Source organism: Stutzerimonas sp. NM35 (assembly GCF_054604355.1).
The window spans coordinates 699,775-724,304 of sequence record NZ_CM137728.1 but is presented as its reverse complement, the minus strand read 5'-3'; the positions used below and the strand labels follow the sequence as shown (position 1 = coordinate 724,304).

Genomic DNA, 24,530 nt, shown 5'->3' with positions numbered 1-24,530 from the left:
CTAAACTATAATAATTCCTATTTGAGCCGGAATCATGAATCAGGCCCTGCAACGACAGATTCTCGCCATCGAGGACGACCCCATTCTCGGCTCGCACCTCAAGAGTTCCCTCGAAGCTCGCGGCTTCGAAGTCACCCTCGTCGATGAAGGAACCTGTGGCCTGTCTCTGGCGAGCCATACAAACTACGACCTCATCCTGCTCGATGTCCTGCTGCCGGAACTGAACGGCCTGGAATTGCTCGCCAGGCTGCGACGCAGCCGCAATACACCGGTGCTGATGATGTCTGCACTGGGCTCCGAGACCGACCGTATCCAAGGGTTCCACAGCGGCGCCGACGATTACCTGCCCAAGCCGTTCAGCATCGAGGAGCTGCAGGTAAGGATTGCAGCGATCCTGCGGCGCGTGGACTACGAGAAAACGCCTCCGGCAGCCGCCGAGGACGATGTACTGCTGTTCGATGACCAGAGCAGCGACCTGCGCCATGAAGGTCGCCGAATCGGCCTGACCTCGACCGAATACCGCCTGCTCAAATTGCTGCACGAATCGATCGGCGAGGTGCTCAGCAAGCCGTTTCTTTATCAGCAGGTGCTGCACCGGGGATTTTCCCAGCATGATCGCAGCCTGGACATGCACATCAGCAATATCCGCCGCAAGCTGTCGCGCGAAGGCGTGAATCGGGTTCGGCTCGAATCGGTCTGGGGCAAGGGTTATCTCCTGAGCAGGCAGGACAGCTGAATGCCTGGCCGCCACTCGATATTCTGGAAGCTCGTCATCCTGGTCGCCAGCTTCTGCTTGTCGATGATCTGGGCGGCCGATCATATCGGCCACCAGATCGACCATCACACCTCTTATCTTTCGAAGGAAGCGCGTAGCGTCCTCGAAGACTATGCCGCCGAAGCGGACGTAGCGCTGCGCCAGGGGCCGGCAGCCTTGAGCCAATGGCTGGCTGAACTGCGCCAGCGAGAAAATGGCTGGGCGGCTGTGGTGGATCGCCAACTGCTTTCTCGAAGCGACCAGGAGCTGACCGAAGACGAGTACCAGTTACTCACCTTCGTGCGCCACTATGACTGGCCCATGAGTCGCCGAAGCAAGCACCTGCCGCTGGTCAGCATTCCACTCGCAGAGGCGGACGACCAACTGATCATGCGCCTGCCCGAGCGCATGCGCCCCTGGCGCAACCACACACTGCTGACCCTGCTGGCGGTATACCTGCTGCCAGTGCTCTTCTCCGTACTGTTCTGCGGATTGCTTTATGCCCTGCTGATCTCGCCACTGGAACGCCTGCGCCGACAGGCCAACGCGCTGCGTGGTAATCATCTCGACGTGCTGCCGCCACCGGAGATTGCGCTTCGGCGCGACGAACTGGGTGAACTGGGGCGTTCATTGGTCTATCTGACCCAGCGCCTGCGCAATGCCATTACCCAGCAACAGCAGCTGCTGCGCGATCTGTCTCACGAATTACGCACACCTTTGAGTCGCCTGCGAGTGGCCTGCGAAAGCGAGCTACAGGCCGACGAGTTACGCCAGCGCACCGAGCGTGAAGTCGGCAGCATGCAACAACTGGTGGACAACACACTGGAACTGGCCTGGCTGGACAGCGAGCGACCCCGCTTCGAGTGCCAACCGGTGGACATCGAGGCCCTGTGGGAGGTGCTTTGCGAGGATGCCTGCTTCGAGTCGGGCTGGCCGCGCGAACGCATCCGTTCGGAGCTGCCGGAGGGCTGCCTGGTACTCGGCAACCTCAACGCGCTGGCCCAGGCCATGGAAAACGTCCTGCGCAACGCCATCCGCCACTCCCCCGAACAGGGCATCGTCTGCCTGACGGCCAAGCGCATGGAGGGCTGGTGGAACCTGAGTATCGAAGACCAGGGGAGCGGCGTGTCGGAGAGCGACCTGAAGGTGATCTTTCGCCCCTTCTCCCGCCTCAGCGCCGCACGACCGGGTGGCGACGGTTTCGGCCTGGGACTGGCCATCGCACACGGCATGGTGCGCATGCAGGGCGGTCGGATCTGGGCGGAGAACGGACAGACCGGCCTGCGGGTGACGATTCGGTTACAAGATGTATAGTTTGTAAATGATCTTTACTAGCAAATGAGAATACATAGCATTCACGCCAGATCAGCGTAGCCGTGCCTGTGCCTCGACCGGGCGCCGGCATCCGGGCCGCTGAAAACAATGATGCGTGGATGATTCTCAGGGAGTTGCTGGTAATGGTCATTTTCAAACGAAACAGACTGGCTTGTGCAGTAGCCGTAGCCGCATCCATGAGCGGCCTGGCCCATGCCCAGGATGCGATCGAGCTGCAGCCGACCACCGTGGTCAGTGCCTCAGGCTTCGAGCAGAACATCAAGGATGCGCCGGCGACGATCTCCGTCATTACCGCCGAGGAGTTGAAGAAGCGCTCCTACACGGACATCACCGACGCACTGAAGAACGTTGCCGGCGTGCAGATTTCCGGCGGTGGCGTCGAGCAATCGATCATGGTCCGTGGCATGACTTCAGCCTACACCCTCTTCCTTATCGATGGCCGCCCGGCGCAAGGCAACGATGCCTTTTCCGAGAGGGGATCGCAGGCGGGCACGCCCATCAATTTCCTGCCTCCGCTCGAGTCCATCGAGCGCATCGAGGTCATCCGTGGCCCGGCATCCGCGCTTTATGGCTCCGATGCGATGGGCGGCGTGATCAACATCATCACCAAGAAGGTCAGCAACGAGCTGAGCGGCAGCATCACCACCGAATATACGCTGCCCTCCAAGTCCAACGAACTCAATGAAGATACCTGGCAAACCAGCGCCTACCTCAACGTACCGCTGATCGAGGATGTCCTCGGTCTGCAACTGACGGGCGCTTACCACGATCAGGACGAGAGCCGTTTCGTCGGTGGCAGCGACAGTGCGGCCACCGACCCCGAATACGAAAAGCGTAATGCCGGCGGGAAACTGTCCTGGAATATCGACGAGCAGAACAATCTGACGCTCGGCCATAGCTATACCAAGCAGGAACGCTGGAAAACCCCGGGCAGAAGCCTGCTCGAGACCGACACCCCGACCTACAACGAGTCCATCAAGAAGAACTACTTCATCGAGCATGAAGGCAACTACGACAGCCTTCTGCTGAAGTCCTACGTCAATTACGACCATTCCGAAAATGCCACCACGCTGAACCCCGTGACTGGCAAGGGCATCGAATACGAGGTGATCACCGCCAATACCCAGGCAACCTACTTCATCGGCTCCCATGCCATCACCGGCGGCCTGACCCACAAGTACGAGAACCTGGAACACAACACCAATGGCCTGCGCGAGCCCGTCGTTGCGGACGCCAACGCCACCGTCGAGATGAACCGTTACCAGAACTCGATCTTCCTCGAAGACAACTGGAACCTGACCGACAGCTTCATCCTGACCCTGAGCGGGCGTCTCGACGACAACCAGGCCTTTGGCAGCCAGTTCAGCCCCAAGGTCTATGGCGTCTATCACCTGAACGACAACTTCACCATCAAGGGCGGCGTCACCACGGGCTACAAGGCACCTGACCTGCACTCCAGCGCCACGGACTTCGGCTCCACCTCCATGGGTGGTGTGATCATCGGCAACCCCGACCTGACGCCTGAAACCAGTGTTAACCGCGAGATCGGCATCGCCTACGAAGAACAGGATCTGGGGCTGCTCACCACCCTGACCGCCTACGTGATCGATTACGAGGACAAGATCAACCGTACCGGCCGGGTTTGCCCTCAGGACCCCACCGAGAGCGTTCCATGCGTTTACAACGGTACGACGTACCCAGGTCATCGCTTCGGCTACACCGCCTACGAGAACGTGGACGAGGCGGAGCTGCGCGGCATCGAGTGGACCCTGGACTACCGCCTGCTCGACAACCTGACCTATCGCCACAGCTACACCTACACCGAGACCGAGCAGAAGTCGGGCGACTTCAAGGGCAAGCCGCTCAACGATATAGCCAAGCACATGTTCAACGCCTCGCTTGACTGGCAGGCCACCGACCGGATCAACGTCTGGACCCAGTACAACTACCGCGGCAAGACCTCCGGCCGCTGGCAGACCGGCACCAGCGGTTCCGGCACCAACGGTTTCCGCTATCCGGCATACAGCTTCGTCGACGCTGGCGTAGCGTTCAGAGCGACGAACGACCTGACCTTGAAGGCGGGCGTCTACAACCTTGGCAACAAGGAAGTGACCACGGATGGCGAGTACGCCTACAACCTGGACGGCCGACGCTTCATCTTCTCGCTGACCCAGGCGTTCTGATTGGCGCCAGACGATGCTCCCTGACGGCTCCATCCGTCAGGGAGCATTCGTCTGTATGGAATTCGCACCGCATGCGCAATCGGCACCCGCCCGATCGGTCGCTCAGGAGGCCAGGCAACATGAGCAGCAATGACGGCTACGTGATGGACGTGGCCTATCCGCCACACTTCCACAAGGAACTCCAGCCCGTCTGGCTGGCCAGCCTGGCGCAGTTCCTCGGCTCGACCGCCCCCGACCTCGCCAGACCCTACTCCTATTGCGAACTGGGTTGCGGCATGGGCATCAACCTGCTGGTCGCCGCGGCCACCAATCCCCAGGGGCAGTTCGTGGGCGTGGACGCCAACGAACAGGCATTGGCCATCGCCACGGCAGGCGCAAAGGCCATTGGCCTGGATAACCTGCGCTTCATCCATGCCGACTTCGCCCGCTTCGCCCAGGACAACACGCTGTTCTTCGACTTCGTCGTCAGCCATGGCGTCTGGTCGTGGATAGCACCTGCCCAACAGAAGAACATCCTCCAGTTGGTGACCAAGTCACTCAAGCCCAAGGGGCTGTTCTACCTGCACTACATGTGTCATCCCGGCGCGACCCGGATGATCCCGGTGCAAAAACTGCTGAACGACCTGGCACGGCAGTTGCCCGGCACATCCCAGGAAAAGCTCGCTGCCGCACTGGAGTTCGTCGGCAAGCTGGACGCGGCCGGTGCCTTTGCCGACCAGCCCGACCTCAGCAGCAAGATCAGTGCGCTCAAGCAACAGCATCCCGCCTACCTTGCCCACGATTTTCTCACCGACCGCTGGGCGCCCCAGCACTCGGTGGACGTGCATCAATTCGTGGCACAGGCCGGCGTGACCTACATAGGCAGCGCGAATGCCTTCGACAATCTGGAAACCCTCTGCGTACCCGGTGCGATCCAGCCGCTATTGACCAGGCTCGGCTCGCCGGCGCTTCGCGAAACGGTCAAGGACCTGGCCGCCAACCGGCACCAGCGTACCGACCTGTTCCAGCGCGCCCCAGAGCGTCTGAGTCAGCAACAGGTACTGGACCAGGTCGATGCACTTCGCTTCCGGGCATTGCCGGGCACGCCCCGCACGGGCGCCCTGACCTTCCGCACGCCCATCGGCGAAATCCAGGGACCAGCCGAGGCGCTTTCTCCGCTTCTGGAGCGCCTGCACCAAGGCCCTGCGACCTTTGCCGAACTCAGGCAGTTGCCGGCCTTCGCCTCGCACATCGCCACGCTTTCGCAGTCCCTGCAGATGCTGCTCTGGCAAGGCCACGCTCACCCCCAGCGCCCGGAAAGCCTCGCCACGGAAAAGGCGAGCAAGCTGCAGGCCTGGATCGAGCGCAACCAGTTGCGACTGAAGATCGTGTCCGAATGCGGAACGGCGATGCACTGGCAACCTGATACCGAACACTAGGCAAACTCATTTCTGCATCAGAGAACAACAAATGCGAGAGACGCATCCATGACAACCTCCTCCCGTCCTTGGCCGGTGATCTCACGGCTGCTGGCCGCCGTGCTGGGCGGCTACCTGTTCACCTACTGCTTTACCGCAGCCCTGGCCCGCCTTCTGCCCATCGAGCGCCCTGACGCAGCACTGATCTCGACTCTACTGTCGTTCGCGCTCTACACGGCGTTCATTCTCTGGGCGTTCGCGGTGCATTCGCTGCGCAAGCTGACCCTCGGCGTAGCGCTGAGCCTGCCACTGGCCCTCATCGGCTTCTGGCCGCAACTGCTGGAGCGTCTCGGATGAAATCTTGGATGACATCTCGGATGAAGCAGAAGACTTTCACCCAATCCATGTCCTGGCTGCATACCTGGTGCGGGCTGCTGCTCGGCTGGGTGCTGTTCGCCATCTTCCTTACCGGCACACTGGCGGTGTTCGATAGGGAACTGAACTGGTGGATGCAGCCGGAAATCGAGCGTTCGCCGCTGGACCAGGCCGGCGCCACCGCCACGGCGCAGCAGTGGCTGGAGAACCATCATCCGCAGGAGCAGAACTGGAACATCGGTCTGCCCACCGAACGTTCACCGGTGCTGTCGGTTTCCGTCGGCGAGCAGCGCCGTGGCGGTGGCACCCTGCTGCATCCGCAAACCGGCGAAACGGTCCAGGCGCGCCAGACCGCAGGCGGCAACTTCTTCTTCCGTTTCCACTACACCCTGCACATGCCGCGCAATATCGGCATCTGGGCGGTGGGTTTCGCCGCCATGGCGATGCTGGTGGCGCTGATCAGCGGCATCGTCATCCACAAGAAGATCTTCAAGGAGTTCTTCACCTTCCGCCCGGCCAAGGGCCAGCGCTCCTGGCTGGACGGGCACAACGCCAGCGCCGTCCTGCTGCTGCCGTTCCACCTGATGATCACCTACACGGGGCTGGTGATCTTCTTTCTCATCTATATGCCGGCGGCGCTCGATGCGCTGTACGACGGCGACCGCCAGGCCCTGCAGCGCGACCTGCGTGGCGCGGCGCAAACACAGGGCGCGCCTGAGCGTGGCGGACGCCAGGGTGGCCGCGAGCGCAGCGAACAGCCGGTGCAAGCCGCTCCACTGCTGCCGCTGGCCGAGTTCATCAGCAAGGGCGAGGCCCATTACGGAGCGGGCATGCTGGCGGGTCTGGCGGTCAGCAACCCCGGCAGGGCCGATGCCCGTGTCACCGTCCGCCCGCTGCTGGGCAGCCGCATCGAACTGACCAAGGGCGAGTCGTTGGTATTCGACGGCGTCAGCGGCAGGGTCGTGCAGGCGCCGCCGCCTTCGCGTGCCAGCCAGCTCACCCAGCGGGTCATGGCCGGCCTGCATTTTGCCCAGTTCGGCGGCTACCCGATGCGCTGGCTGTATTTCGTCTGCGGGCTGGTCAGCTGCGTGATGATCGCCACTGGGCTGGTGCTCTATACCGTCAAGCAGCGCAAGCAGGCCAAGGGTTCGCGGCATTTCCTGAATGTCGTGGAACGGCTCAATGTGGCCAGCGTCGCCGGCCTCAGCCTGGCCTGCGTCGCCATGCTCTGGAGCAACCGCCTGCTGCCAACGGACCTTGCCGGGCGCAGCGGCTGGGAAATCCGCATGTTCTTCGTCATCTGGCTGGCAAGCCTGGCGCATGCCGCACTGCGTCCGGTGCTGCGCGCCTGGCGTGAGCAGCTGGCTGCAGCGGCCTTGCTGTGCATCGGTCTGCCGCTGCTTGATCTGGCGAGCGGGCTCACCAGCGACGGTTTGCGTCTGGGTGTGGATGGTACGGCCCTGGCACTCGGCCTGCTGCTGGTCTGGGCCGCTCGCAAGATCCCTGCGACCGCCGCTTCTCCTGCGCGCAAGAACCCTCGTCTGATGGAAGCTGCAACATGAACATCACCGCCTTGCTGCTTTCCCTGAGCCTGGCCTACGCCGGCATGCTCGGTTTCTGCCTGGGTATGCAGCGCCACTGGAAACAGCTGGCCAGCGCACGCCTGCCCGCCGTGGCACGACGTATTTGCACGCCGGTCGGCGGGGCGTTGCTGGGCCTGTCCGGCTGGGTCGCAACGGACGTCTGGTCATCCGCAATGGCTGCCGTCGCCTGGTTCGGCCTGATCTCGCTGACCGGCCTGGCGCTTGTAATGCTGATGCCCTACAAGCCGCGCCTGGCGCTTTCGATACCGCTGCTCGGTGCGCTGCTCACAGCGATGAGTACCGTCCTCGGGTAGCCCGGGCTCCGCCATGCCAAGCTCGCCCGATGATCAGCCTTGATCGGGCGGCTTGCCTTCAACGGGCGGTAATCGACGGATAGCGTTTCATCATCAGCCCACACAGCAGCAATGCCGCCAGCGCCAGTGCGCCGCCGAAGAAGCCGATTGTCTCCAACCCCACCTGCTGGCTGACCACGCTACCCAGCAAGGCACCGGCACCGATACCGACGTTGAACAGACCGGAAAAAAGCGCCATGGCGACGTCGGTGGCATCCGAGGCGAAGTGCAGCACCCTGGACTGCAGCACCAGCAGGAAACACAGGACCACCGTTCCCCAGATCACGCTCATCACGCAGAACGCCACCGGCAACCCCGCCAGTGGCCGCAGCGCCAGCAGGCACAGCGCCAGGACCACCAGAGTGCAAACCAGGAACGGTCGCGTGTATCGCGCGCCGTAGCGACTGAACAGCAACGAACCGAAAATCCCGGCGCCACCGAACAGCAGCAGCACCAGGGTGGTCATGTTGTCGCTCATCTGCGCGACTTCCCGGGTGAACGGCTCGATGTAGCTATAGGCCGTGAACTGGGCGGTGACCACCAGCACCGTCAGCGCATAGACGGTGACCAGCAGAGGCCGCTTGAACAGCACGGGCAGGCTGCGCAACGAACCGGAGTTCTGACTCGGCAACAGCGGCAGCGTGCGCGCCAGACAAAGCAGGCTCAGGCCGGCCAGCACCGCGATCACCAGAAAGGTCGTGCGCCAACCCATCATCCCGCCGATCACTCGGCCCAATGGAACGCCCAGCACCATCGCCATGGTGGTGCCGGTGGCGAGCAAACCCAGCGCCTGCGCGGCCTTGCCGGGCGGTGCCACACGTACCGCCAGCGACGCGGTAATCGACCAGAACACCGCATGCGAGAAAGCGATGCCGGTGCGACTGACCAGCAACACCTCGAAGCTCCAGGCAATGCCGGAAAGCAGGTGACTGCCGATGAACAGCAGGAACAGCCAGATCAGCAACTTGCGGCGCTCGATATTGCGCGTCAGCAACATCAGCGGCAGCGAAGCCAGCGCGACGATCCAGGCATAGACCGTCAGCATCAGCCCCACATGCGCGGTGGGCATGTCGAAGCTGCGACCGATATCGCTGAGCAGCCCGACGGGCACGAACTCGGTGGTGTTGAAAATGAACGCAGCCAGCGCCAGCGCGACGACGCTGAGCCAGCGACCGCCGGGAGCGGTCGTTTCCGTATGAGTCATGAGAGAAATGAACCGGGATGCAGGCAAAGAAGACCCCAGCTCCTATACTGCGCAGGAAGCTGGTCGGAGCTGTAAACAACGAATCTTATGCCTCATAACGCGCCACGACAACGCTACCCCTGCCCCATATGCCCGGCGGCGGACCCCAAACCCATCCCGAGCCATTACAATGCGTGACTTTCGATTCACATCCGGTCTGCGCTCATGTCTCTGCCCAAGCACCACCTCGAACTGCTCGCCCCCGCCCGCGACGTCACCATCGCCCGCGAAGCCATCCTGCATGGCGCCGATGCCGTGTACATCGGCGGGCCGAGTTTCGGCGCGCGGCACAATGCCGAGAACAGCGTCGAGGATATCGCCGGGCTGGTGGAATTCGCCCATCTGTTCCATGCGCGGGTATTCGTCACGCTCAACACCATCCTCCACGACGACGAGCTGGAAGCCGCGCGCACGCTGATCCACCAGTTGCACGAGATCGGCGTCGACGCGCTGATCATCCAGGACATGGGCATCATGGAAATGGACCTGCCGCCCATCGAGATTCACGCCAGCACCCAGACCGACATCCGCACTCTGGAGCGGGCTAAGTTCCTCGACCAGGCCGGTTTCTCCCAGCTGGTCCTGGCGCGCGAGCTGAACCTGACGGAAATCCGCGCCATCCACGAGCAGGTGGATTCGACCCTGGAATTCTTCATTCACGGCGCGCTGTGCGTGGCGTTTTCCGGGCAGTGCAACATCAGCCATGCGCAGACCGGGCGCAGCGCCAACCGCGGCGACTGCTCCCAGGCCTGCCGCCTGCCCTACACCCTGAAGGACGACCAGGGCCGCGTGGTGGCCTTCGACAAGCACCTGCTGTCGATGAAGGACAACAACCAGAGCGCCAATCTGCGCGCGCTGGTGGAGGCCGGCGTGCGCTCGTTCAAGATCGAAGGCCGCTACAAGGATGTGAGCTACGTGAAGAACATCACCGCTTACTACCGCCAGCGCCTCGACGACATCCTCGAAGACCGCACCGACCTGGCCCGCGCCTCCAGTGGCCGCACCGAGCATTTCTTCGTGCCGGACCCGGACAAGACCTTCCATCGCGGCAGCACCGACTACTTCGTCACCGACCGCAAGATCGACATCGGCGCCTTCGATTCGCCGACCTTTACCGGCCTGCCGGTAGGCGAAGTGCTGAAGGTCGGCAAGCATGACTTCATCGCCCAGACCAGGGAACCGCTGAGCAATGGCGATGGCCTCAACGTGCTGGTCAAGCGCGAGGTGGTGGGCTTTCGCGCCAGCGTGGTCGAGCCGTTGAAGGAGATCGAAGAAGACGGCGAAACCCGCTGGCAATACCGTGTCGAGCCCAACGAGATGCCGGCGGCGCTCAAGCAGCTGCGACCGAACCATCCGCTCAATCGCAACCTGGACCACAACTGGCAACAGGCGCTGCTGAAGACCTCCGCCGAACGTCGCGTGGGCGTGCGCTGGCTGGCGAAGTTGCGCGCGGACGAACTGGAGCTGCACGTCACCAGCGAAGAAGGCGCCCATGCCACGGTGGCCCTGCCCGGCCCCTTCGGCGAGGCGAAGAAGCCCGAGCAGGTACCCGCTCAGATCACCGACCTGCTGCGCCAGCTGGGCACGACGATCTACCACGCCGAAGAGGTGGCAATCGACGCACCCCAGGCGTTCTTCATTCCCAATTCACAACTCAAGGCCCTGCGCCGCGAAGCCATCGAGGCGCTGACCGTCGCCCGCGAAGCCATGCGCCCACTCAGCAGCCGCAAGCCGGTCAGCGTGCCGCCGCCGGTCTACCCCGAGTCGCATCTGTCGTTCCTCGCCAACGTCTACAACGAGAAGGCCCGCGCCTTCTACCACCGTTACGGCGTGCAGCTGATCGATGCGGCCTACGAGGCCCACGAGGAAACCGGCGAAGTGCCGGTGATGATCACCAAGCACTGCCTGCGCTTCTCCTTCAACCTCTGCCCCAAGCAGGCCAAGGGCGTCACCGGCGTGCGCACCAAGGTCGCACCGATGCAGCTGGTGCACGGCGACGAGGTGCTGACGCTGAAGTTCGATTGCAAGCCCTGCGAGATGCATGTGATCGGCAAGATCAAGGGCAACATCCTCAACCTGCCGCAGCCGGGCAGCGCGGCCAGCGTGGTCGGGCAGATCAGCCCCGAGGACCTTATGAAGACCATTCGCAGCAGGCCACAGAGCTGACACGTCGTTGAAAAACCTCCTGCGTGCTAAGGTTCGAGCACACTGAAATCACTCTGGAGACGCCCATGTTGCTTCGCCTGGTAACGGCTTTTGTATTCAGCACGACCGCCCTTAGCGCCCTGGCCCATGATGCCCATTCGCATCATCAGCAGATGGCCGAGATGCCCACCGTCAGCGGCGCCTGGTCCCGCGCGATGCCGCCGAGCGCGCCCACCGGCGCGGTGTACTTCACCCTGAACAATCCGGGTGATCGGCAGGAGCGTCTGATCGGCGCGCAGACCCCGCGCGCAGGCAAGACCGAACTGCATACCCATGTACATGAAGGCGACATCATGCGCATGGAGCAAATCGATTCGGTCGAGATTCCCGCTGGCGGGCAGGCGGAGTTCAAGCCTGGCGGCCATCACGTCATGCTGTTCCAGCTGAACGAACCGCTTGTTGCAGGCGAGCATTTTCCGTTGACGCTGATCTTCGAGCATGCCGGCGAGGTCGTCGTCGATGTCGCCATTCAGGAGAACGCGCCGCAAGCCGCTGACGACGCGCACAACCATCATCACCACTGAAACCTGGGCCGGAGCCCAGGCTCCGGCGCTCAGCTACCGGTCGGCGTGCGCATGGTGACGAACTCTTCAGCCGCCGTCGGGTGAATGCCGATGGTTTCATCGAACACACGCTTGGTGGCGCCAGCCTTCAAAGCCACGGCCAGCCCCTGCATGATCTCTCCCGCTTCGGGACCCGCCATGTGGCAGCCGAGCACCCTGTCGGTCTCGGCATCGACCACCAGCTTCATCAGGCTGCGTTCCAGGCTTTCGGTCATGGTCAGCTTCATGGGCCGGAAACGGCTTTCGAACAGCACGAGCTTGTAACCCTGCTCGCGCGCCTGCTCTTCGGTCAGGCCGACGGTGGCCAGATTCGGCAGGCTGAACACCGCCGTGGCGATGGTGTTGTAATCCACCGCTCGATATTCCTCCGGCTTGAACAACTGCCGCGCCACGGCCATGCCCTCGGCCAGCGCCACGGGCGTGAGCTGCACGCGACCGATCACGTCACCGATGGCGAGGATCGATGGCACCGAGGTGCAGAAGCTGTCGTTCACCTTGATGAAACCGCGTTCATCCAGGGCGATATCGACCTGGTCGAGGCCAAGATTGTCCAGCATCGGCCTGCGCCCGGTGGCGTAGAACACGCAATCGGCTTCCAGGCTGCGGCCATCCTTCAGGGTCGCCAGCAGGCTGCCGTCCGGCTGCTTGTCGATACGCGCGATGTCGGCGTTGAACTGCAGGTCGACACCCTTCTTGATCATTTCGTCCTTGAGATGATCACGCAGCGAACCGTCGAAGCCGCGCATGAACAGGTCGCCGCGATAGAGCAGCTTGGTATCGGCACCGCAACCATGGAAGATGGACGCGAACTCCACGGCGATATAGCCACCGCCCACCACCAGGACGCGGCGTGGCAAGGCCTCCAGGTAGAAGGCTTCGTTGGAGGTGATCACATGCTCGCTGCCGGGGAACTCCGGCACATGCGGCCAGCCGCCGGTCGCGATCAGGATATGCCCGGCGCTGTAGCGCTGCCCCTCAACCTCGACGGTATGGCCATCGACCAGCCGCGCGTGGGCCTGCAACAGGGTCACGCCGCTGTCGACCAGCAGATTCTTGTAGATGCCGTTCAGGCGCTGGATTTCCTGATCCTTGTTGGCGATCAGGGTTTTCCAGTCGAAGGTCGCGCCGTCGATGCTCCAGCCGTAGCCCTGGGCTTGAGCGAGGTCATCGGCATAGTGAGCGCCGTAGACCAGCAGTTTTTTCGGGACGCATCCCACGTTGACACAGGTGCCACCCAGATAGCGGCTCTCAGCCACCGCCACCCGCGCACCATAACTCGCCGCGAAGCGCGCGGCCCGAACACCGCCCGAGCCGGCGCCGATGACGAATAGATCGAAGTCGTAAGCCATTGACCGTTATCTCCCTTCAGGAAGGCGCAGCATAACCCAGGCTTTTCGCCTGCTCATCACAGGCGTTTGCATGTGCCCTGGCCTTGCCTTCGTCTGTAGGTTACCGAACGCGATCCTGTCTGGCCCACAGGAGCAGAATCAGAATGCCTTGCCGGTGAGATAGAAGTTTTCGTAGCAGAAGTTTGTCGCGGCGATGTAGCCCTCTGCGCTACCGCAATCGAACCGCTGCCCCTTGAACTTGTATGCCAGCACGCAGCCGTCTTTCGCCTGGCGCATCAGTGCATCGGTGATCTGGATTTCGCCACCCTTGCCCGGTTCGGTCTGCTCGATCAGTTCGAAGATGTCCGGCGTCAGGATGTAGCGACCGATGATGGCCAGGTTGGAAGGCGCTTCTTCCGGCTTGGGTTTCTCGACCATATGGCTGACGCGGAAGATATCATCGCGAATCATCTCGCCAGCGATCACACCGTACTTGCTGGTTTCCTCCGGCGGCACTTCCTGGATGGCGACGATGGAGCAGCGGAACTGGTTGTACAGCTTGACCATCTGCGCCAGCACAGGATCACCGTCCAGGTTGATACACAGGTCATCGGCCAGTACCACTGCGAACGGCTCATCGCCGATCAGGGGACGACCGCTGAGGATCGCATGGCCGAGGCCTTTCATTTCCACCTGACGGGTATAGGAAAAACTGCACTCGTCGATGAGGCGGCGGATGCCGACAAGGTATTTTTCCTTGTCGGTATTGCGAATCTGGTGTTCGAGTTCGTAACTGATATCGAAGTGGTCTTCCAGCGAGCGCTTGCCACGACCGGTAACGACGGCAATCTGGTTGAGCCCTGCCGCCAATGCCTCTTCAACCCCGTACTGAATCAGGGGCTTGTTCACGACCGGCAGCATTTCCTTGGGCATCGCCTTGGTCGCAGGAAGGAATCGCGTGCCGTAACCGGCCGCAGGAAAAAGGCATTTCTTGATCATGTGAGTCCTTGAAGAAATAGGTTCCGGTTGTTGCGCAGCCCCGACGTCGATAGCCGTTGCCCTGCCGCCTCGTCGGCAGCCCGACGCAGAGGCTACGACCATCGAATTCGAGCGGGGTTCGCGCCTCGGTCACTGCACCAAATGAAAAGTGCATGAAAGAAATGACGGGCGGTAGTTGACCCGCATGGCGATGCATAGCGTGACGCGTGGCACCAGGAATGCCAAGCCCCCTCCTGCTCGTTTTTCTCGCCTTCGACCTGCATTCGGCAGCAAGCCTTCGAACAAGGTCAAAACGTCGCACCGGAAAGCCAAACGACTGATCCAGATCATTGAACTGGCGAATAGTCACCCCAGGCGCAGGCTGACGAGCGTCCGGCAAGACGACCCACTCATACTATGTGAGTATTCACACAAATAGCCTTTGGCCATCAGTCTGGCCGAATGCCGATACCCTTCAAGAAAACCGTTACCGAGCCGATAGAGATGTCTGTCGGGGCCGCCTGACAGGGCGACTCGCGAGATATGCAGCCCTCAGCGAGCCGGTAACAACGGCGACTTGGCCACACCAGCAGCAAATACCAAGGAAAACGATGAACAGCACTCCCGCTACTCGACAAATGTCTGTCCAGGCGAAGATCAACCTGGCCCTGCTGGTGGTATTCGCGCTGGTGCTTTCCGCATCCCTGTTCTATGCGGCCATCACCGAGAAACGGCTGGTACTGCAGGTGGTCGAGCAACAGACCAAGGATGCCGCCGACTCCTATTTCGACAGCATCAACACCATGATGCTGACCGGTACCATGGCCCAGCGCGATGTACTGCGAAACAAGATCCTGGCTCGCCCCGGCGTGATCGATGCACGCATCATTCGCGGCGAGTCGGTCAGCTCGGTCTTCGGTCCCGGATACGCGCACCAGGCACCCGCCGATGCACTGGATCAACGGGCACTGGCTGGCGAGTCCATCATCGAAGTGGTCCGCGGCCAGAATGGCCGTGTCCTCACCGTCGTCAATCCGATTCTCGGCCACAAGGACTATCGCGGCACCAACTGCCTGACCTGCCACCAGGTGCCGGAAGACTCGGTCATGGGCGCGGTGCGCATCAGCTACGACCTGTCCGCGCTGGATAGCGAGGTCGACCGCAACATCATGATTTCCGCCGGCATTCAATTGCTGCTGCTGCTGGCCGGCCTGCTGGTGATGGGCTACATCATTCGTCGCGTGATCATCAGCCGCATCAACGACATGCGCCACACGATGGAAGCGATGACCGAGAATGAAGACCTCAGTCGTGCCGTCGCCATCCATGCCGAAGACGAAGTCGGTGCCATGGGCCATGCCTTCAACCGCATGATCGGCAAGTTCCGTCACAGTCTCGAAGCGGTTGCGGGGGTTACGCGCAACCTGGGTGAAGTGTCGAAACGTGTCTCCAACGTGGCCGAGAAGACCCATTCGGCGGTCATGGAACAGCGCAACGAAACCGACATGGTCGCCTCGGCCATGAACGAAATGAGCGCCACCGTACAGGAAGTGGCGCGCCACGCAACCCAGACGGCTTCAGCCTCGAGCGGCGCGGACGATGAATCCAGGCTGGGCGTTCGGGTCGCCACCGAAGCGCTGGACGGTATCGAAGTGCTGATACGTGACATCGAAAATGCCGCCCAGGTGATCAAGCAGGTGGAAGCCGATAGTGTCAGCATCGGCATGGTGCTGGGTGTGATCAACGGCATCGCCGAACAGACCAACCTGCTGGCCCTCAACGCCGCCATCGAAGCGGCACGGGCAGGCGAACAGGGGCGCGGGTTCGCCGTGGTCGCCGACGAAGTGCGTACCCTCGCCTCGCGCACGCAAAAATCCACCGAGGAAATCCAGGCCACCATCGAACAGCTGCAAAACGGCGTGCGCAACGCGGTCAAGGCCATGGAAGAAGCTCAGGTCAAGGCTCATGATGGCTCGGACAGCGTCGCCAAGGTTGCCCAGAGCCTCAACGTGATCGCCGGTGAAGTCGGCACCATCAACGACATGAACACCCAGATCGCCACCGCCGCCGAGGAACAAAGCGCGGTAGCCGAAGAGATCAACCGCAACATCACCACCATCAGCGTCATCGCCGATACCACCTCGACCGATGCCGAGCAGACTTCGCAGATCAGCGAAGAACTGGTGCGCCTGGCCGCCGAGCTGAATCGGCTGGTCAGCCAGTTCAAGCTGTAAGGTCGCGCTGCCACCGAAGCCGGGCCTCTGGCCCGGCTTTTGCGTTACAGCGTTGCCGTACCATTCTTGATCTGGGACAGCCGGCCAATAGGCTAGAATCGTCGATAATTCACATCAGATGCTGTCGGCTGGTCGGTGAGCACCCGGCCAGCCAGAATCCTCTCAGAGGGTGTTTACAAAAGTAGCGAGCGAAGATCAGGCAAGGCGCAACGACCAGCGGGAGCAACAGCCGAAGGCTGGCCCGAAGGGTGAGCGTAGCGAGACAATCAGCCGGAAAAGCGGAGTGTACGAGGAGTACATGAGCATTTGATTCGCTTCGCTCACCCCTTTGGGGCCGCGCTAAAGCGCGTTCAGCCTGTGGCTGTGAGGCTGGTTTCAACGCAGCATGGTCGAGCACAGTAATTTGTAAACAGCCTCTCAACCGCAAGGTGAAATTAAATATGGACCAAACGCCGAGCTTCAACCGCGCCCTGGTCGAGAAATATGACCGTCCAGGTCCCCGCTATACCTCCTATCCCACCGCGCCTCAGTTCCATCAGGCCTTCGCCATCGATGACTACCGCAGCGCTGCCCAGGAGACCAACGAGGCCGATGCGCCAAAACCTCTGTCGGTGTACATCCATATCCCCTTCTGCAAAAGCCTCTGCTACTACTGCGCCTGCAACAAGATCATCACCCACAAGACCGAACGTGCCGTTGAGTACCTGGAATACCTCAAGCGTGAAATCCAGATGCAGGGCGCGCTGTTCGACCGCTCGCGCAAGCTGACCCAGCTGCACCTGGGCGGCGGCACCCCGACCTACTTCACCAGCGAACAGCTGGCGGACCTGATGACGACACTGCATCAGGCGTTCAACATGGACGACAGCGACAATCACGAATTCTCGCTTGAAGTCGACCCGCGCACCGTGACGCCCGAGCAGATTCACGGGTTGCGCAAGCTGGGCTTCAACCGTTTGAGCTTCGGCGTGCAGGACTTCGACGAACAGGTTCAGATCGCAGTCAATCGTATCCAGACCGAAGAGCAGACCCGCGAACTGGTCGAGGCTGCCCGCGCCGCCAGATTCAAGTCCATCAGTGTCGACCTGATCTACGGCCTGCCACTGCAGACCGTCGACAGCTTCAACACCACGCTGGACAAGATCATCGACATCCGTCCGGATCGCATCGCCGCCTACAGCTACGCGCACCTGCCGGAGCTGGTGCGCGCGCAGAAGCTGATCCGCCCCGAAGACATGCCGCCGCCCGAGCGCAAACTGGAACTGCTGGAGCTGACCATCAGGCGCCTGACCGACGCCGGTTACGTCTATATCGGCATGGATCACTTCTCCCTGCCCGAGGACGAGCTGACCCTGGCCCGCGCCAACGGCACCCTGCAGCGTAACTTCCAGGGCTATTCCACCCATGCCGATTGCGACCTGATCGGCCTGGGCATTTCCTCCATCGGCAAGGTCGGCAACAGCTACAGCCAGAACGTGAAGGAACTGTCGCAATATTACGCACGCCTGAACGAAGGCATGCTGCCGGTGCAGCGCGGCTACAAGCTCAGCGAGGACGACCGCCTGCGTCGCGACGTGATCATCTCGCTGATGTGTCATGGCCGTATCGATTTCGCCGAGATGGAACGGCGTTATGGCATCGTCTTCAAGGACTACTTCGCCGAATCGCTGGCACAACTGAGTGAACACGTGGCCGATGGTCTGGTGGAGATCCGCGACGATGCCCTGCTGCTGCAGCCCCAGGGGCATCTGATGATGCGCAACGTGGCCATGGCCTTCGATGCCTATCTGGGTGGCGAGCAGCGGGGGCGGTTCTCGCGCACCGTCTGACCGGACGCGAAAAGACAGACGCAGACAGACGAACGGGGCAGGATTTCGTATCCTGCCCCGTTTTCGTTCCCGAGAAGCGTTCATGCCTGCCAATCCCGCCCCTTTTGCCCGCCATATCGCCGTGTTGATGCTGCTGTGCCTGGGCTGCGCGTTCGCAGGCAATCATATCGCCGCCCGTGTCGCCTTCGATGATGGCGCCGGCGTGCTGCTGGCCATCCTGACGCGCTCCGGCGGCACCCTGCTGGCCCTGACGACACTGGTGTTCTGGCAGCGCCAGACCATTCGCTTACCCACCGCAAGCGTCCGCTGGCAACTGCTGCTGGGCCTGCTTATCGCCACCCAGAGCCTGTTTCTATATTCCGCCGTAGCGCGGATTCCCGTGGCGCTGGCGCTGCTGGTGGCCAATGTCTTCCCCATTATTCTGGCGCTACTGACCTGGGGCCTGGGCGGCCCGAGACCCACCGCGCGCAACGCCGTACTCATGGGAGTGATACTGCTCGGGTTATTGCTGGTGCTCGACATTCCGGGCCAGTTGCGCGGCGGCGCAGACCTCGACGCGCAGTGGATGGTCGGCGTGGCGTTGGCCTTCGGCGCCGCCTGCGCATTCGCCAGCGCGCTATGGGTCACCGATCACAGACTGTCCCAGGTACGTGGTTCGGTGCGCAGCCTGCTGACCATGCTGGTGGTGTTCTGCAGCGCAGCAATTGCTGGCGCCAGCGATGCGCTGCCCGGCGCGCTGAATACGCCGGCCACAGCCAGTGGCTGGTTCGCCCTGCTGATCCTGATGGTGCTCTATGGCACTGGCTTCATCACACTGTTCATCTCCATCCCGCGGCTGGATATGCCGCGCAATGCGCCGGTCATGAACATCGAGCCGTTGGCGACGCTGGTGATGGGCTGGCTGGTACTGGGACAGATGCTGTCTGCGATACAGATTCTCGGCGGCGCCGTCGTGGTCGCGGGAATCGTCCTGCTGACCTATCGACGAGCCTGAACGGAGAAACCTGAAATGATGACAATGGTGCCCGAAGCCGGACTTGAACCGGCATGACCTTGCGGTCGAGAGATTTTAAGTCTCCTGCGTCTACCGATTTCGCCATTCGGGCGGTAGTGCATTCAAGAGGTCGGACTATATACAGCCCGGGTCACCCTCGCAAGTTAAGCTGGAAATAGAAAAAGCCCCGTAAATCAAAGATCTACGGGGCTTTCAATATGGAGGCCGATGTCGGAATCGAACCGGCGTACACGGATTTGCAATCCGCTGCATAACCACTCTGCCAACCGGCCTCAAAACGAAAGCGCCGCACGTTGATGCGGCGCAATCTTTACAAACTGGAGCGGGAAACGAGACTAGAGCCTAGCCTTCAACCTTTTGATTTAAAAGGGGTTTCCGCTTCCGCTGTTTGATTAGCGGACACAAGTATGGACTTATCTGGACAGGCAGGCAACCCCCACGCCAATTTTATTCCAAGATAGTTCACAGACAGCTACTGGCTTCCTGCAGCCTGGCACCTTCGCCCGGGCATGATGGGCTACAGGCACAGGTCCGATCCTTTATCCCTCTTCAACCCCATCGCCACTACTCCATTTGGGACGTAGTGCTCAATCCTGACAATGCTACTCCCATCGACGGAGACCCCGTGCGAATTGTCTACGCCTGTTCCTGTCTGGTTCACTATCTGACTTTTAAGAACAAAAACTGACCAATGTCCGATTGTTGCGCTCTGTACCTTTGGACAAACTCACAACACGGTAAGGCAGCTACGGTATGAGAATACGTCACCTGCGCTACTTCCTGGTTGTGGCCGAAGAACTGAGCTTTTCGCGGGCTGCAACCAGAGTCCATATTGAGCCTTCCCCCCTCTCGCGGGCGATCAAAGAACTGGAATCAGAGCTAGGAACCCGCCTGTTCCATCGCATCCAAGGGCGTATTCGCCTGACCTGGGCTGGAGAGGTATTTCAGGAGGAAGCACGCCATGTGCTTATGCGCATGGATGGAGCACGAGCACGAGTACATGCTGCAGCAAGAGGATTTCGTGGTCGGTTGCGTATCGGCTTAGCCGATAACCTTGCACAGCCAAGACTGACCAGGTTATTGGCGTGTTGTCGTGAGGAGGAGCCCCTCACAGAGATAAAGATCGTAGAAATGACTGTCAGCGAAATGGTCAAAGCCCTAGACCACGACCAGATTGATGCTGGTTTCACTGTGCATACTGAGCCCGGTAGTAGGCTCATCAAGGAAGTGGTCTGGACAGATCGTCCTGCTATCGCGATCCCTCGGAACCACCCACTTCTTTCTCTCGATAAAATACCGCTTCGCGAGGTTGCCCGACATCCGTTGATTCTCTGCCATCCTGAACGGTGCTCGGGCGGGCACGATGTCATTCGCAATTGGTTCTGCGCCCCCACATTGCCATCACTTAACGTCGCCGAATACGTTTCAGGTCACGAACCCATGATGATGCTTGTGGCCGCAGGCTACGGTATTGGCGTAGGGCTGTCGTCGCAGGCCACCCTGTACAAGCACTCCGACGTCATCATACGCCCTGTCACCGACGACGTACCCAGCACAGCGACCGTCATTGCCATGCTGGACAAGCCTCCATCGGATGAGCTGGCTAGGTTCATCGCGCGAGCCCTGCAAGTTGGTGCAGCACCAACTATTTGATAAACCTTTCTCAAAATGAGATGTATGGCTCCGTGCCAGCAACCAGAGCCCTACTGTTTTCGTCAGATCCCTGACTGTAAAAGTCAGCTGAGTCCAGACTAAACACCAGCCACAACGCACTACGAGTGCGGCACCGCACCACTCAGCTCTAACCACAACAAAGCTTATTTTGCACATGACACTTTCTGTCACCGGCATGACAAAAAATACTGGGGCTTCCGCTCGTCGGTCTTCCAGAGGTTAGGTGTGCCTTTTACTCTTGATCGCTCCAAAGACTTTACCAATATGGAACGCATACGGGTCAGCTTGACGTTGTATGTCCTCAGATTAGTAGAAATCGGATCAGCGAACGCAGTCGCTCTCCGATGAATCCGGTGGTCAGCAAGATCCGATTCTTTGGTGCACACATGCAGTGTGGCTCATCTACTCGAGTCACGCCTACGAGTGCTACCAAGCATAAAGGAGTGACCACCATGTCCACCGAGCACACCTTCTCAATCGCGGATCGACGCATTCTGCGTCGCGCAGAAGTTGAAGCCAAAACTGGATTCAAACGCGCACATATTTACAATCTGATGAAGGACGGAAAATTTCCCAAGGCCTTACGTCTAGGTATCCGCGCTGTCGGCTGGGATTCAGCTGAAATCGACCAATGGATTACCGAACGTCTCCAAGAGCGCGCTTGACATCGCTCCACTGCCCAAGAGGAGCGAGTCATGCAAGTGATCGCCATCATTTCGACCAAGGGCGGCGTTGGCAAGACGACCGTCGCCGCCAACCTGGGAGGCTTCCTCGCTGACGCAGGCAAGCGCGTGCTCCTGCTCGATCTGGATGGTCAGCCCACGCTGTCGTCCTACTACGAGCTAGCAAGCCGTGCCCCGAACGGCATCTACGAGCTGCTGGCATTCAACGAGAGAACACTGCCGCACCTGGTTTCGCACACCATCATCGAGGGACTTGATGTGGTGCTATCCAATGACGAGCACCAGCAACTGGGAACATTGCTGCTGCACGCAGCGGATGGACGCTTGCGGCTACGCAACCTGCTGTCATTGTTCCAGCCACATTACGACGTGATGCTGATCGACACACAAGGTGCCCGCAGCGTTTTACTTGAGATGGCCATGCTCGCCGCTGACTTCGCCGTGTCACCGATCACTCCGGAAATTCTGGCAGCCCGCGAACTTCGGCGCGGCACGCTCCAACTTGTCGACGCAATCGCCGCTTACCGCTACCTGGGCATCCAACCGCCACCGCTGCATTTGCTGATCAACCGCGTTCCGGCCGTTTCGTCGAGCGCCAGGTTGGTCCAGCAAACGCTGCGCCTCATCTTCCGTGAACATAACGAGATCCAGATTCTGCGTACTGAAGTACCGGCCATCGAGGCATTTTCTCGTGCTGCAACAGCAGGCCAGCCGGTACATCGCATCGAACACCGGCGTCCGTCCGGGCGTCAGGCACCCGCGGCGCTGGAGACCATGCGTACCCTGGCAACCGAACTCTGCCCGCATTGGCAGGAGCAGTTTGCCCAGGTGACCGGCCGGATCGACAGGAGGCGAAGCCATGTCGAGCGTCCATGACCTGTGCCGTGGCCACAATCGGCTGTTAACGCTGATCGAGTTTGCCTTGGAGGATGGCTGGGAGGTCAGTCGCACATCCGGAGGCCACCTGAAATTCGTGAAGACGGGCCTGCCACCGATATTCACCAGCTCGACGGCAAGCGATCGCCGTGCAAGCCAGAATGCCTGGGCACAACTGCGCCGGGCAGAGCGGGGCCTATCGGGAGGTCAAGATGGCTGACGTCACGCCTCAGGAAATGGCCGGCAAGCTGATGGCCGATGCGTTCTCTCGCAGCGGTCCCACTGCACAGGGACTGAGCGATCCCGCCGTGGAAACGCCGATGGTTGTCACGCTAGACGATCTGCGCCCCTACGAGCTTGATCCACGTATTACGCGCAATCCTCTCTACGATGAAATCAAGGCCTCAATCCGGGAGCGGGGTCTGGATGCACCGCCATCGATCACTCGGCGGCCCGGTGCCGATCATTACATCATCCGCAATGGCGGCAACACCCGACTGGCGATTCTGCGCGAGCTCTGGGCGGAGACTAAGGATCAAAGATTTTTCCGTATCCCGAGCCTGTTCCGCCCTTGGCCAGAGCGCGGTGAAATCATTGCGCTGACCGGACACCTGGCCGAAAACGAACTGCATGGTGGACTGACCTTCATCGAGCGAGCGCTGGGTGTCGAAAAAGCGCGTGAGCTGTACGAGCAGGAGATCGGCAAGACGCTCTCTCAGTCGGAACTCGCTCGCCGCCTCACCGCTGACGGCTACCCGATCCCGCAGCCTCACATCAGCCGTATGCAGGACACGGTGCGCTACCTCCTGCCCACCATCCCAAACGTCTTGTACAACGGACTGGGAAGGCACCAAGTCGAAAGGCTGGCGGTACTGCGCAAAGCCGCCGAGTTCACCTGGGAAAAACAGGCAAGCGGCAAGCCATTGGGTGTCGACTTCGAAACGCTGTTCCACGACGTCCTAGCACCGTTCGACACACAGCCCGCAGTCTTTTCGACCAGGCGAGTCCAAGACGAACTGATCGGGCAAATGGCAGAGCTGCTCGAAGCCGACTACAACGCGCTGGAACTGGACATCGACAACACCGAGCACCGTCAGCGTGCAGTAAACACCCCGCCACCTTCAGTCGAAGCTACGCCCGCTATCGCCATCCCCGAAACCGGCGCTGTGCCTCCCCCAAAATCGACTTCGACTCGGCACGATGATGCTGCGGTACATTCACCAAGCACTGCAGCTACGGACACGGCAACACCGCCAACGCCAGTACAGCCGCATGAGCCGCATGAGCCGGATGCTGCCCTGAGTAACCCTGATCGCGAGGACATTACAGACGCGCAACTTCAGGGCCATATCGTTTCACCTGTCGCCAGCACCGAACGTCTGCAAGCGATCCAGCATCTGGTGGCCGAGCAAACCGGCGAACCCATGCCGGGGTTTGCAGAAAATGTATTGCAAGCCATCCCCGTCCAGGCCGGCAGTGGGCTCTTTCCGATCAGCGATGTCTGGTACATCGATCCAGGGCTGGACTCACCGGATCGGCTACGTATCCACATCGCACAATTTGCACGGGAAATCGCAGAGGAAGCCGACCTGACCGACTGCATCGAACCACTCAATGCCGACATCGGCTTCACCTGCAGGGCTTCCACACAGGGCACTAGCGCACTTTCGGTGTTTGAGCGAACGGTATTGGCCCTGCTGCGCGCATTGAGTACCCATTACGACGCAGAGTCATCCGTATTCGATCACGACGACTTCATGCTGGACGATGGTTTGGGATCACTGATGCATGGGACCGACATCAGTGACACAGCAACTCGCTCCCGCCTGAGCGACGACGGCTTGGTCAAGTTCTTCCGCCTGGTCCGGCTGGCACGCCGACTTCGTGACCTGGATACCAATCCCGATGAGACCGGCCACTGA

At 60.9% G+C, this 24,530-nt stretch carries 20 protein-coding genes and 2 tRNA genes; 17 read left to right on the top strand and 5 right to left on the bottom strand.

Going from position 1 to position 24,530, the window contains the following annotated elements:
* Positions 1-34: 34 nt before the first annotated feature.
* From ACYCFC_RS03490 to ACYCFC_RS03460, 7 genes are all read left to right on the top strand, one after another.
* Positions 35-736: a response regulator transcription factor gene (locus ACYCFC_RS03490; RefSeq protein ID WP_459653128.1), complete on the top strand. Its 702-nt coding sequence runs from the start codon at positions 35-37 to the stop codon at positions 734-736.
* Positions 737-2,068, top strand: coding sequence for a HAMP domain-containing sensor histidine kinase (locus ACYCFC_RS03485; protein ID WP_459653127.1), 1,332 nt, complete (start codon positions 737-739; stop codon positions 2,066-2,068).
* A 143-nt stretch (positions 2,069-2,211) separates the two neighbouring features.
* Positions 2,212-4,272, top strand: coding sequence for a TonB-dependent receptor domain-containing protein (locus ACYCFC_RS03480; protein ID WP_459653126.1), 2,061 nt, complete (start codon positions 2,212-2,214; stop codon positions 4,270-4,272).
* A 119-nt stretch (positions 4,273-4,391) separates the two neighbouring features.
* Entirely contained in the window at positions 4,392-5,690 is a 1,299-nt protein-coding gene (locus tag ACYCFC_RS03475) for a class I SAM-dependent methyltransferase (protein WP_459653125.1), read from the top strand.
* A gap of 48 nt (positions 5,691-5,738) precedes the next feature.
* Positions 5,739-6,026: an iron transporter gene (locus ACYCFC_RS03470; protein WP_181083156.1), complete on the top strand. Its 288-nt coding sequence runs from the start codon at positions 5,739-5,741 to the stop codon at positions 6,024-6,026.
* Positions 6,027-6,046: 20 nt separating this feature from the next.
* Positions 6,047-7,606, top strand: coding sequence for a PepSY-associated TM helix domain-containing protein (locus ACYCFC_RS03465; protein WP_459653124.1), 1,560 nt, complete (start codon positions 6,047-6,049; stop codon positions 7,604-7,606).
* Entirely contained in the window at positions 7,603-7,941 is a 339-nt protein-coding gene (locus ACYCFC_RS03460; protein WP_181083158.1) for a DUF3325 domain-containing protein, read from the top strand. Before ACYCFC_RS03465 ends, ACYCFC_RS03460 begins: the two co-directional genes overlap by 4 nt.
* Before the next feature lie 58 nt (positions 7,942-7,999).
* Here ACYCFC_RS03460 and ACYCFC_RS03455 read toward each other — a convergent pair whose 3' ends face one another.
* Positions 8,000-9,184, bottom strand: coding sequence for a sugar transporter (locus tag ACYCFC_RS03455; protein ID WP_459653123.1), 1,185 nt, complete (start codon positions 9,182-9,184; stop codon positions 8,000-8,002).
* 204 nt (positions 9,185-9,388) lie between these two features.
* On the opposite strand from ACYCFC_RS03455, the gene ACYCFC_RS03450 reads away from it, so the two are divergent.
* Both ACYCFC_RS03450 and ACYCFC_RS03445 read left to right on the top strand, forming a co-directional pair.
* Positions 9,389-11,389, top strand: a complete 2,001-nt coding sequence (locus tag ACYCFC_RS03450; protein WP_459653122.1) for a peptidase U32 family protein — start codon at positions 9,389-9,391, stop codon at positions 11,387-11,389.
* Between the two features lie 65 nt (positions 11,390-11,454).
* Positions 11,455-11,952 (top strand): copper chaperone PCu(A)C, encoded by a 498-nt coding sequence (locus ACYCFC_RS03445; protein ID WP_181083161.1) that lies wholly within the window; start codon positions 11,455-11,457, stop codon positions 11,950-11,952.
* A 29-nt stretch (positions 11,953-11,981) separates the two neighbouring features.
* Here ACYCFC_RS03445 and gorA read toward each other — a convergent pair whose 3' ends face one another.
* Both gorA and galU read right to left on the bottom strand, forming a co-directional pair.
* Positions 11,982-13,340, bottom strand: a complete 1,359-nt coding sequence (gorA, locus tag ACYCFC_RS03440; RefSeq protein ID WP_181083162.1) for a glutathione-disulfide reductase — start codon at positions 13,338-13,340, stop codon at positions 11,982-11,984.
* A 138-nt stretch (positions 13,341-13,478) separates the two neighbouring features.
* Entirely contained in the window at positions 13,479-14,318 is an 840-nt protein-coding gene (gene galU, locus ACYCFC_RS03435) for a UTP--glucose-1-phosphate uridylyltransferase GalU (RefSeq protein ID WP_181083163.1), read from the bottom strand.
* Between the two features lie 590 nt (positions 14,319-14,908).
* Here galU and ACYCFC_RS03430 point away from each other — a divergent pair.
* From ACYCFC_RS03430 to ACYCFC_RS03420, 3 genes are all read left to right on the top strand, one after another.
* A complete protein-coding gene (locus ACYCFC_RS03430) occupies positions 14,909-16,531 on the top strand; it encodes a methyl-accepting chemotaxis protein (RefSeq protein ID WP_459653121.1) in 1,623 nt (540 codons plus the stop codon).
* A 440-nt stretch (positions 16,532-16,971) separates the two neighbouring features.
* Positions 16,972-18,360 carry an oxygen-independent coproporphyrinogen III oxidase gene (gene hemN, locus ACYCFC_RS03425; protein WP_459653120.1) on the top strand — a complete coding sequence of 463 codons (1,389 nt, stop codon included), beginning with the start codon at positions 16,972-16,974 and terminating at the stop codon, positions 18,358-18,360.
* A gap of 82 nt (positions 18,361-18,442) precedes the next feature.
* Positions 18,443-19,354, top strand: a complete 912-nt coding sequence (locus tag ACYCFC_RS03420) for an EamA family transporter (protein WP_459653119.1) — start codon at positions 18,443-18,445, stop codon at positions 19,352-19,354.
* A gap of 25 nt (positions 19,355-19,379) precedes the next feature.
* On the opposite strand, the gene ACYCFC_RS03415 is transcribed toward ACYCFC_RS03420, so the two are convergent.
* Both ACYCFC_RS03415 and ACYCFC_RS03410 read right to left on the bottom strand, forming a co-directional pair.
* Positions 19,380-19,466 (bottom strand) — tRNA-Leu (locus tag ACYCFC_RS03415).
* Between the two features lie 107 nt (positions 19,467-19,573).
* Positions 19,574-19,647, bottom strand: a tRNA-Cys gene (locus tag ACYCFC_RS03410).
* 481 nt (positions 19,648-20,128) lie between these two features.
* Between ACYCFC_RS03410 and ACYCFC_RS03405 the strand changes: the two genes are divergently transcribed.
* The 5 genes from ACYCFC_RS03405 to ACYCFC_RS03385 all read left to right on the top strand — a co-directional run bounded on the left by ACYCFC_RS03405 (position 20,129) and on the right by ACYCFC_RS03385 (position 24,530).
* On the top strand, positions 20,129-21,028 hold the full coding sequence (locus ACYCFC_RS03405) for a LysR family transcriptional regulator (protein ID WP_036997746.1): 900 nt from the start codon (positions 20,129-20,131) through the stop codon (positions 21,026-21,028).
* Between the two features lie 473 nt (positions 21,029-21,501).
* Positions 21,502-21,714, top strand: coding sequence for an AlpA family transcriptional regulator (locus tag ACYCFC_RS03400; RefSeq protein ID WP_003289333.1), 213 nt, complete (start codon positions 21,502-21,504; stop codon positions 21,712-21,714).
* 30 nt (positions 21,715-21,744) lie between these two features.
* Entirely contained in the window at positions 21,745-22,608 is an 864-nt protein-coding gene (locus ACYCFC_RS03395; protein WP_003289334.1) for a ParA family protein, read from the top strand.
* Entirely contained in the window at positions 22,592-22,828 is a 237-nt protein-coding gene (locus tag ACYCFC_RS03390) for a type II toxin-antitoxin system HicA family toxin (protein ID WP_102857160.1), read from the top strand. Before ACYCFC_RS03395 ends, ACYCFC_RS03390 begins: the two co-directional genes overlap by 17 nt.
* Positions 22,821-24,530, top strand: coding sequence for a ParB family protein (locus tag ACYCFC_RS03385; protein WP_003289336.1), 1,710 nt, complete (start codon positions 22,821-22,823; stop codon positions 24,528-24,530). Before ACYCFC_RS03390 ends, ACYCFC_RS03385 begins: the two co-directional genes overlap by 8 nt.

Coding starts and splice junctions, on each gene's coding strand:
- ACYCFC_RS03490 (WP_459653128.1), top strand. CDS start 35: ATGAATCAGGCCCTGCAACGACAGATTCTCGCCATCGAGGACGACCCC.
- ACYCFC_RS03485 (WP_459653127.1), top strand. CDS start 737: ATGCCTGGCCGCCACTCGATATTCTGGAAGCTCGTCATCCTGGTCGCC.
- ACYCFC_RS03480 (WP_459653126.1), top strand. CDS start 2,212: ATGGTCATTTTCAAACGAAACAGACTGGCTTGTGCAGTAGCCGTAGCC.
- ACYCFC_RS03475 (WP_459653125.1), top strand. CDS start 4,392: ATGAGCAGCAATGACGGCTACGTGATGGACGTGGCCTATCCGCCACAC.
- ACYCFC_RS03470 (WP_181083156.1), top strand. CDS start 5,739: ATGACAACCTCCTCCCGTCCTTGGCCGGTGATCTCACGGCTGCTGGCC.
- ACYCFC_RS03465 (WP_459653124.1), top strand. CDS start 6,047: ATGAAGCAGAAGACTTTCACCCAATCCATGTCCTGGCTGCATACCTGG.
- ACYCFC_RS03460 (WP_181083158.1), top strand. CDS start 7,603: ATGAACATCACCGCCTTGCTGCTTTCCCTGAGCCTGGCCTACGCCGGC.
- ACYCFC_RS03455 (WP_459653123.1), bottom strand. CDS start 9,184: ATGACTCATACGGAAACGACCGCTCCCGGCGGTCGCTGGCTCAGCGTC.
- ACYCFC_RS03450 (WP_459653122.1), top strand. CDS start 9,389: ATGTCTCTGCCCAAGCACCACCTCGAACTGCTCGCCCCCGCCCGCGAC.
- ACYCFC_RS03445 (WP_181083161.1), top strand. CDS start 11,455: ATGTTGCTTCGCCTGGTAACGGCTTTTGTATTCAGCACGACCGCCCTT.
- gorA (WP_181083162.1), bottom strand. CDS start 13,340: ATGGCTTACGACTTCGATCTATTCGTCATCGGCGCCGGCTCGGGCGGT.
- galU (WP_181083163.1), bottom strand. CDS start 14,318: ATGATCAAGAAATGCCTTTTTCCTGCGGCCGGTTACGGCACGCGATTC.
- ACYCFC_RS03430 (WP_459653121.1), top strand. CDS start 14,909: ATGAACAGCACTCCCGCTACTCGACAAATGTCTGTCCAGGCGAAGATC.
- hemN (WP_459653120.1), top strand. CDS start 16,972: ATGGACCAAACGCCGAGCTTCAACCGCGCCCTGGTCGAGAAATATGAC.
- ACYCFC_RS03420 (WP_459653119.1), top strand. CDS start 18,443: ATGCCTGCCAATCCCGCCCCTTTTGCCCGCCATATCGCCGTGTTGATG.
- ACYCFC_RS03405 (WP_036997746.1), top strand. CDS start 20,129: ATGAGAATACGTCACCTGCGCTACTTCCTGGTTGTGGCCGAAGAACTG.
- ACYCFC_RS03400 (WP_003289333.1), top strand. CDS start 21,502: ATGTCCACCGAGCACACCTTCTCAATCGCGGATCGACGCATTCTGCGT.
- ACYCFC_RS03395 (WP_003289334.1), top strand. CDS start 21,745: ATGCAAGTGATCGCCATCATTTCGACCAAGGGCGGCGTTGGCAAGACG.
- ACYCFC_RS03390 (WP_102857160.1), top strand. CDS start 22,592: ATGTCGAGCGTCCATGACCTGTGCCGTGGCCACAATCGGCTGTTAACG.
- ACYCFC_RS03385 (WP_003289336.1), top strand. CDS start 22,821: ATGGCTGACGTCACGCCTCAGGAAATGGCCGGCAAGCTGATGGCCGAT.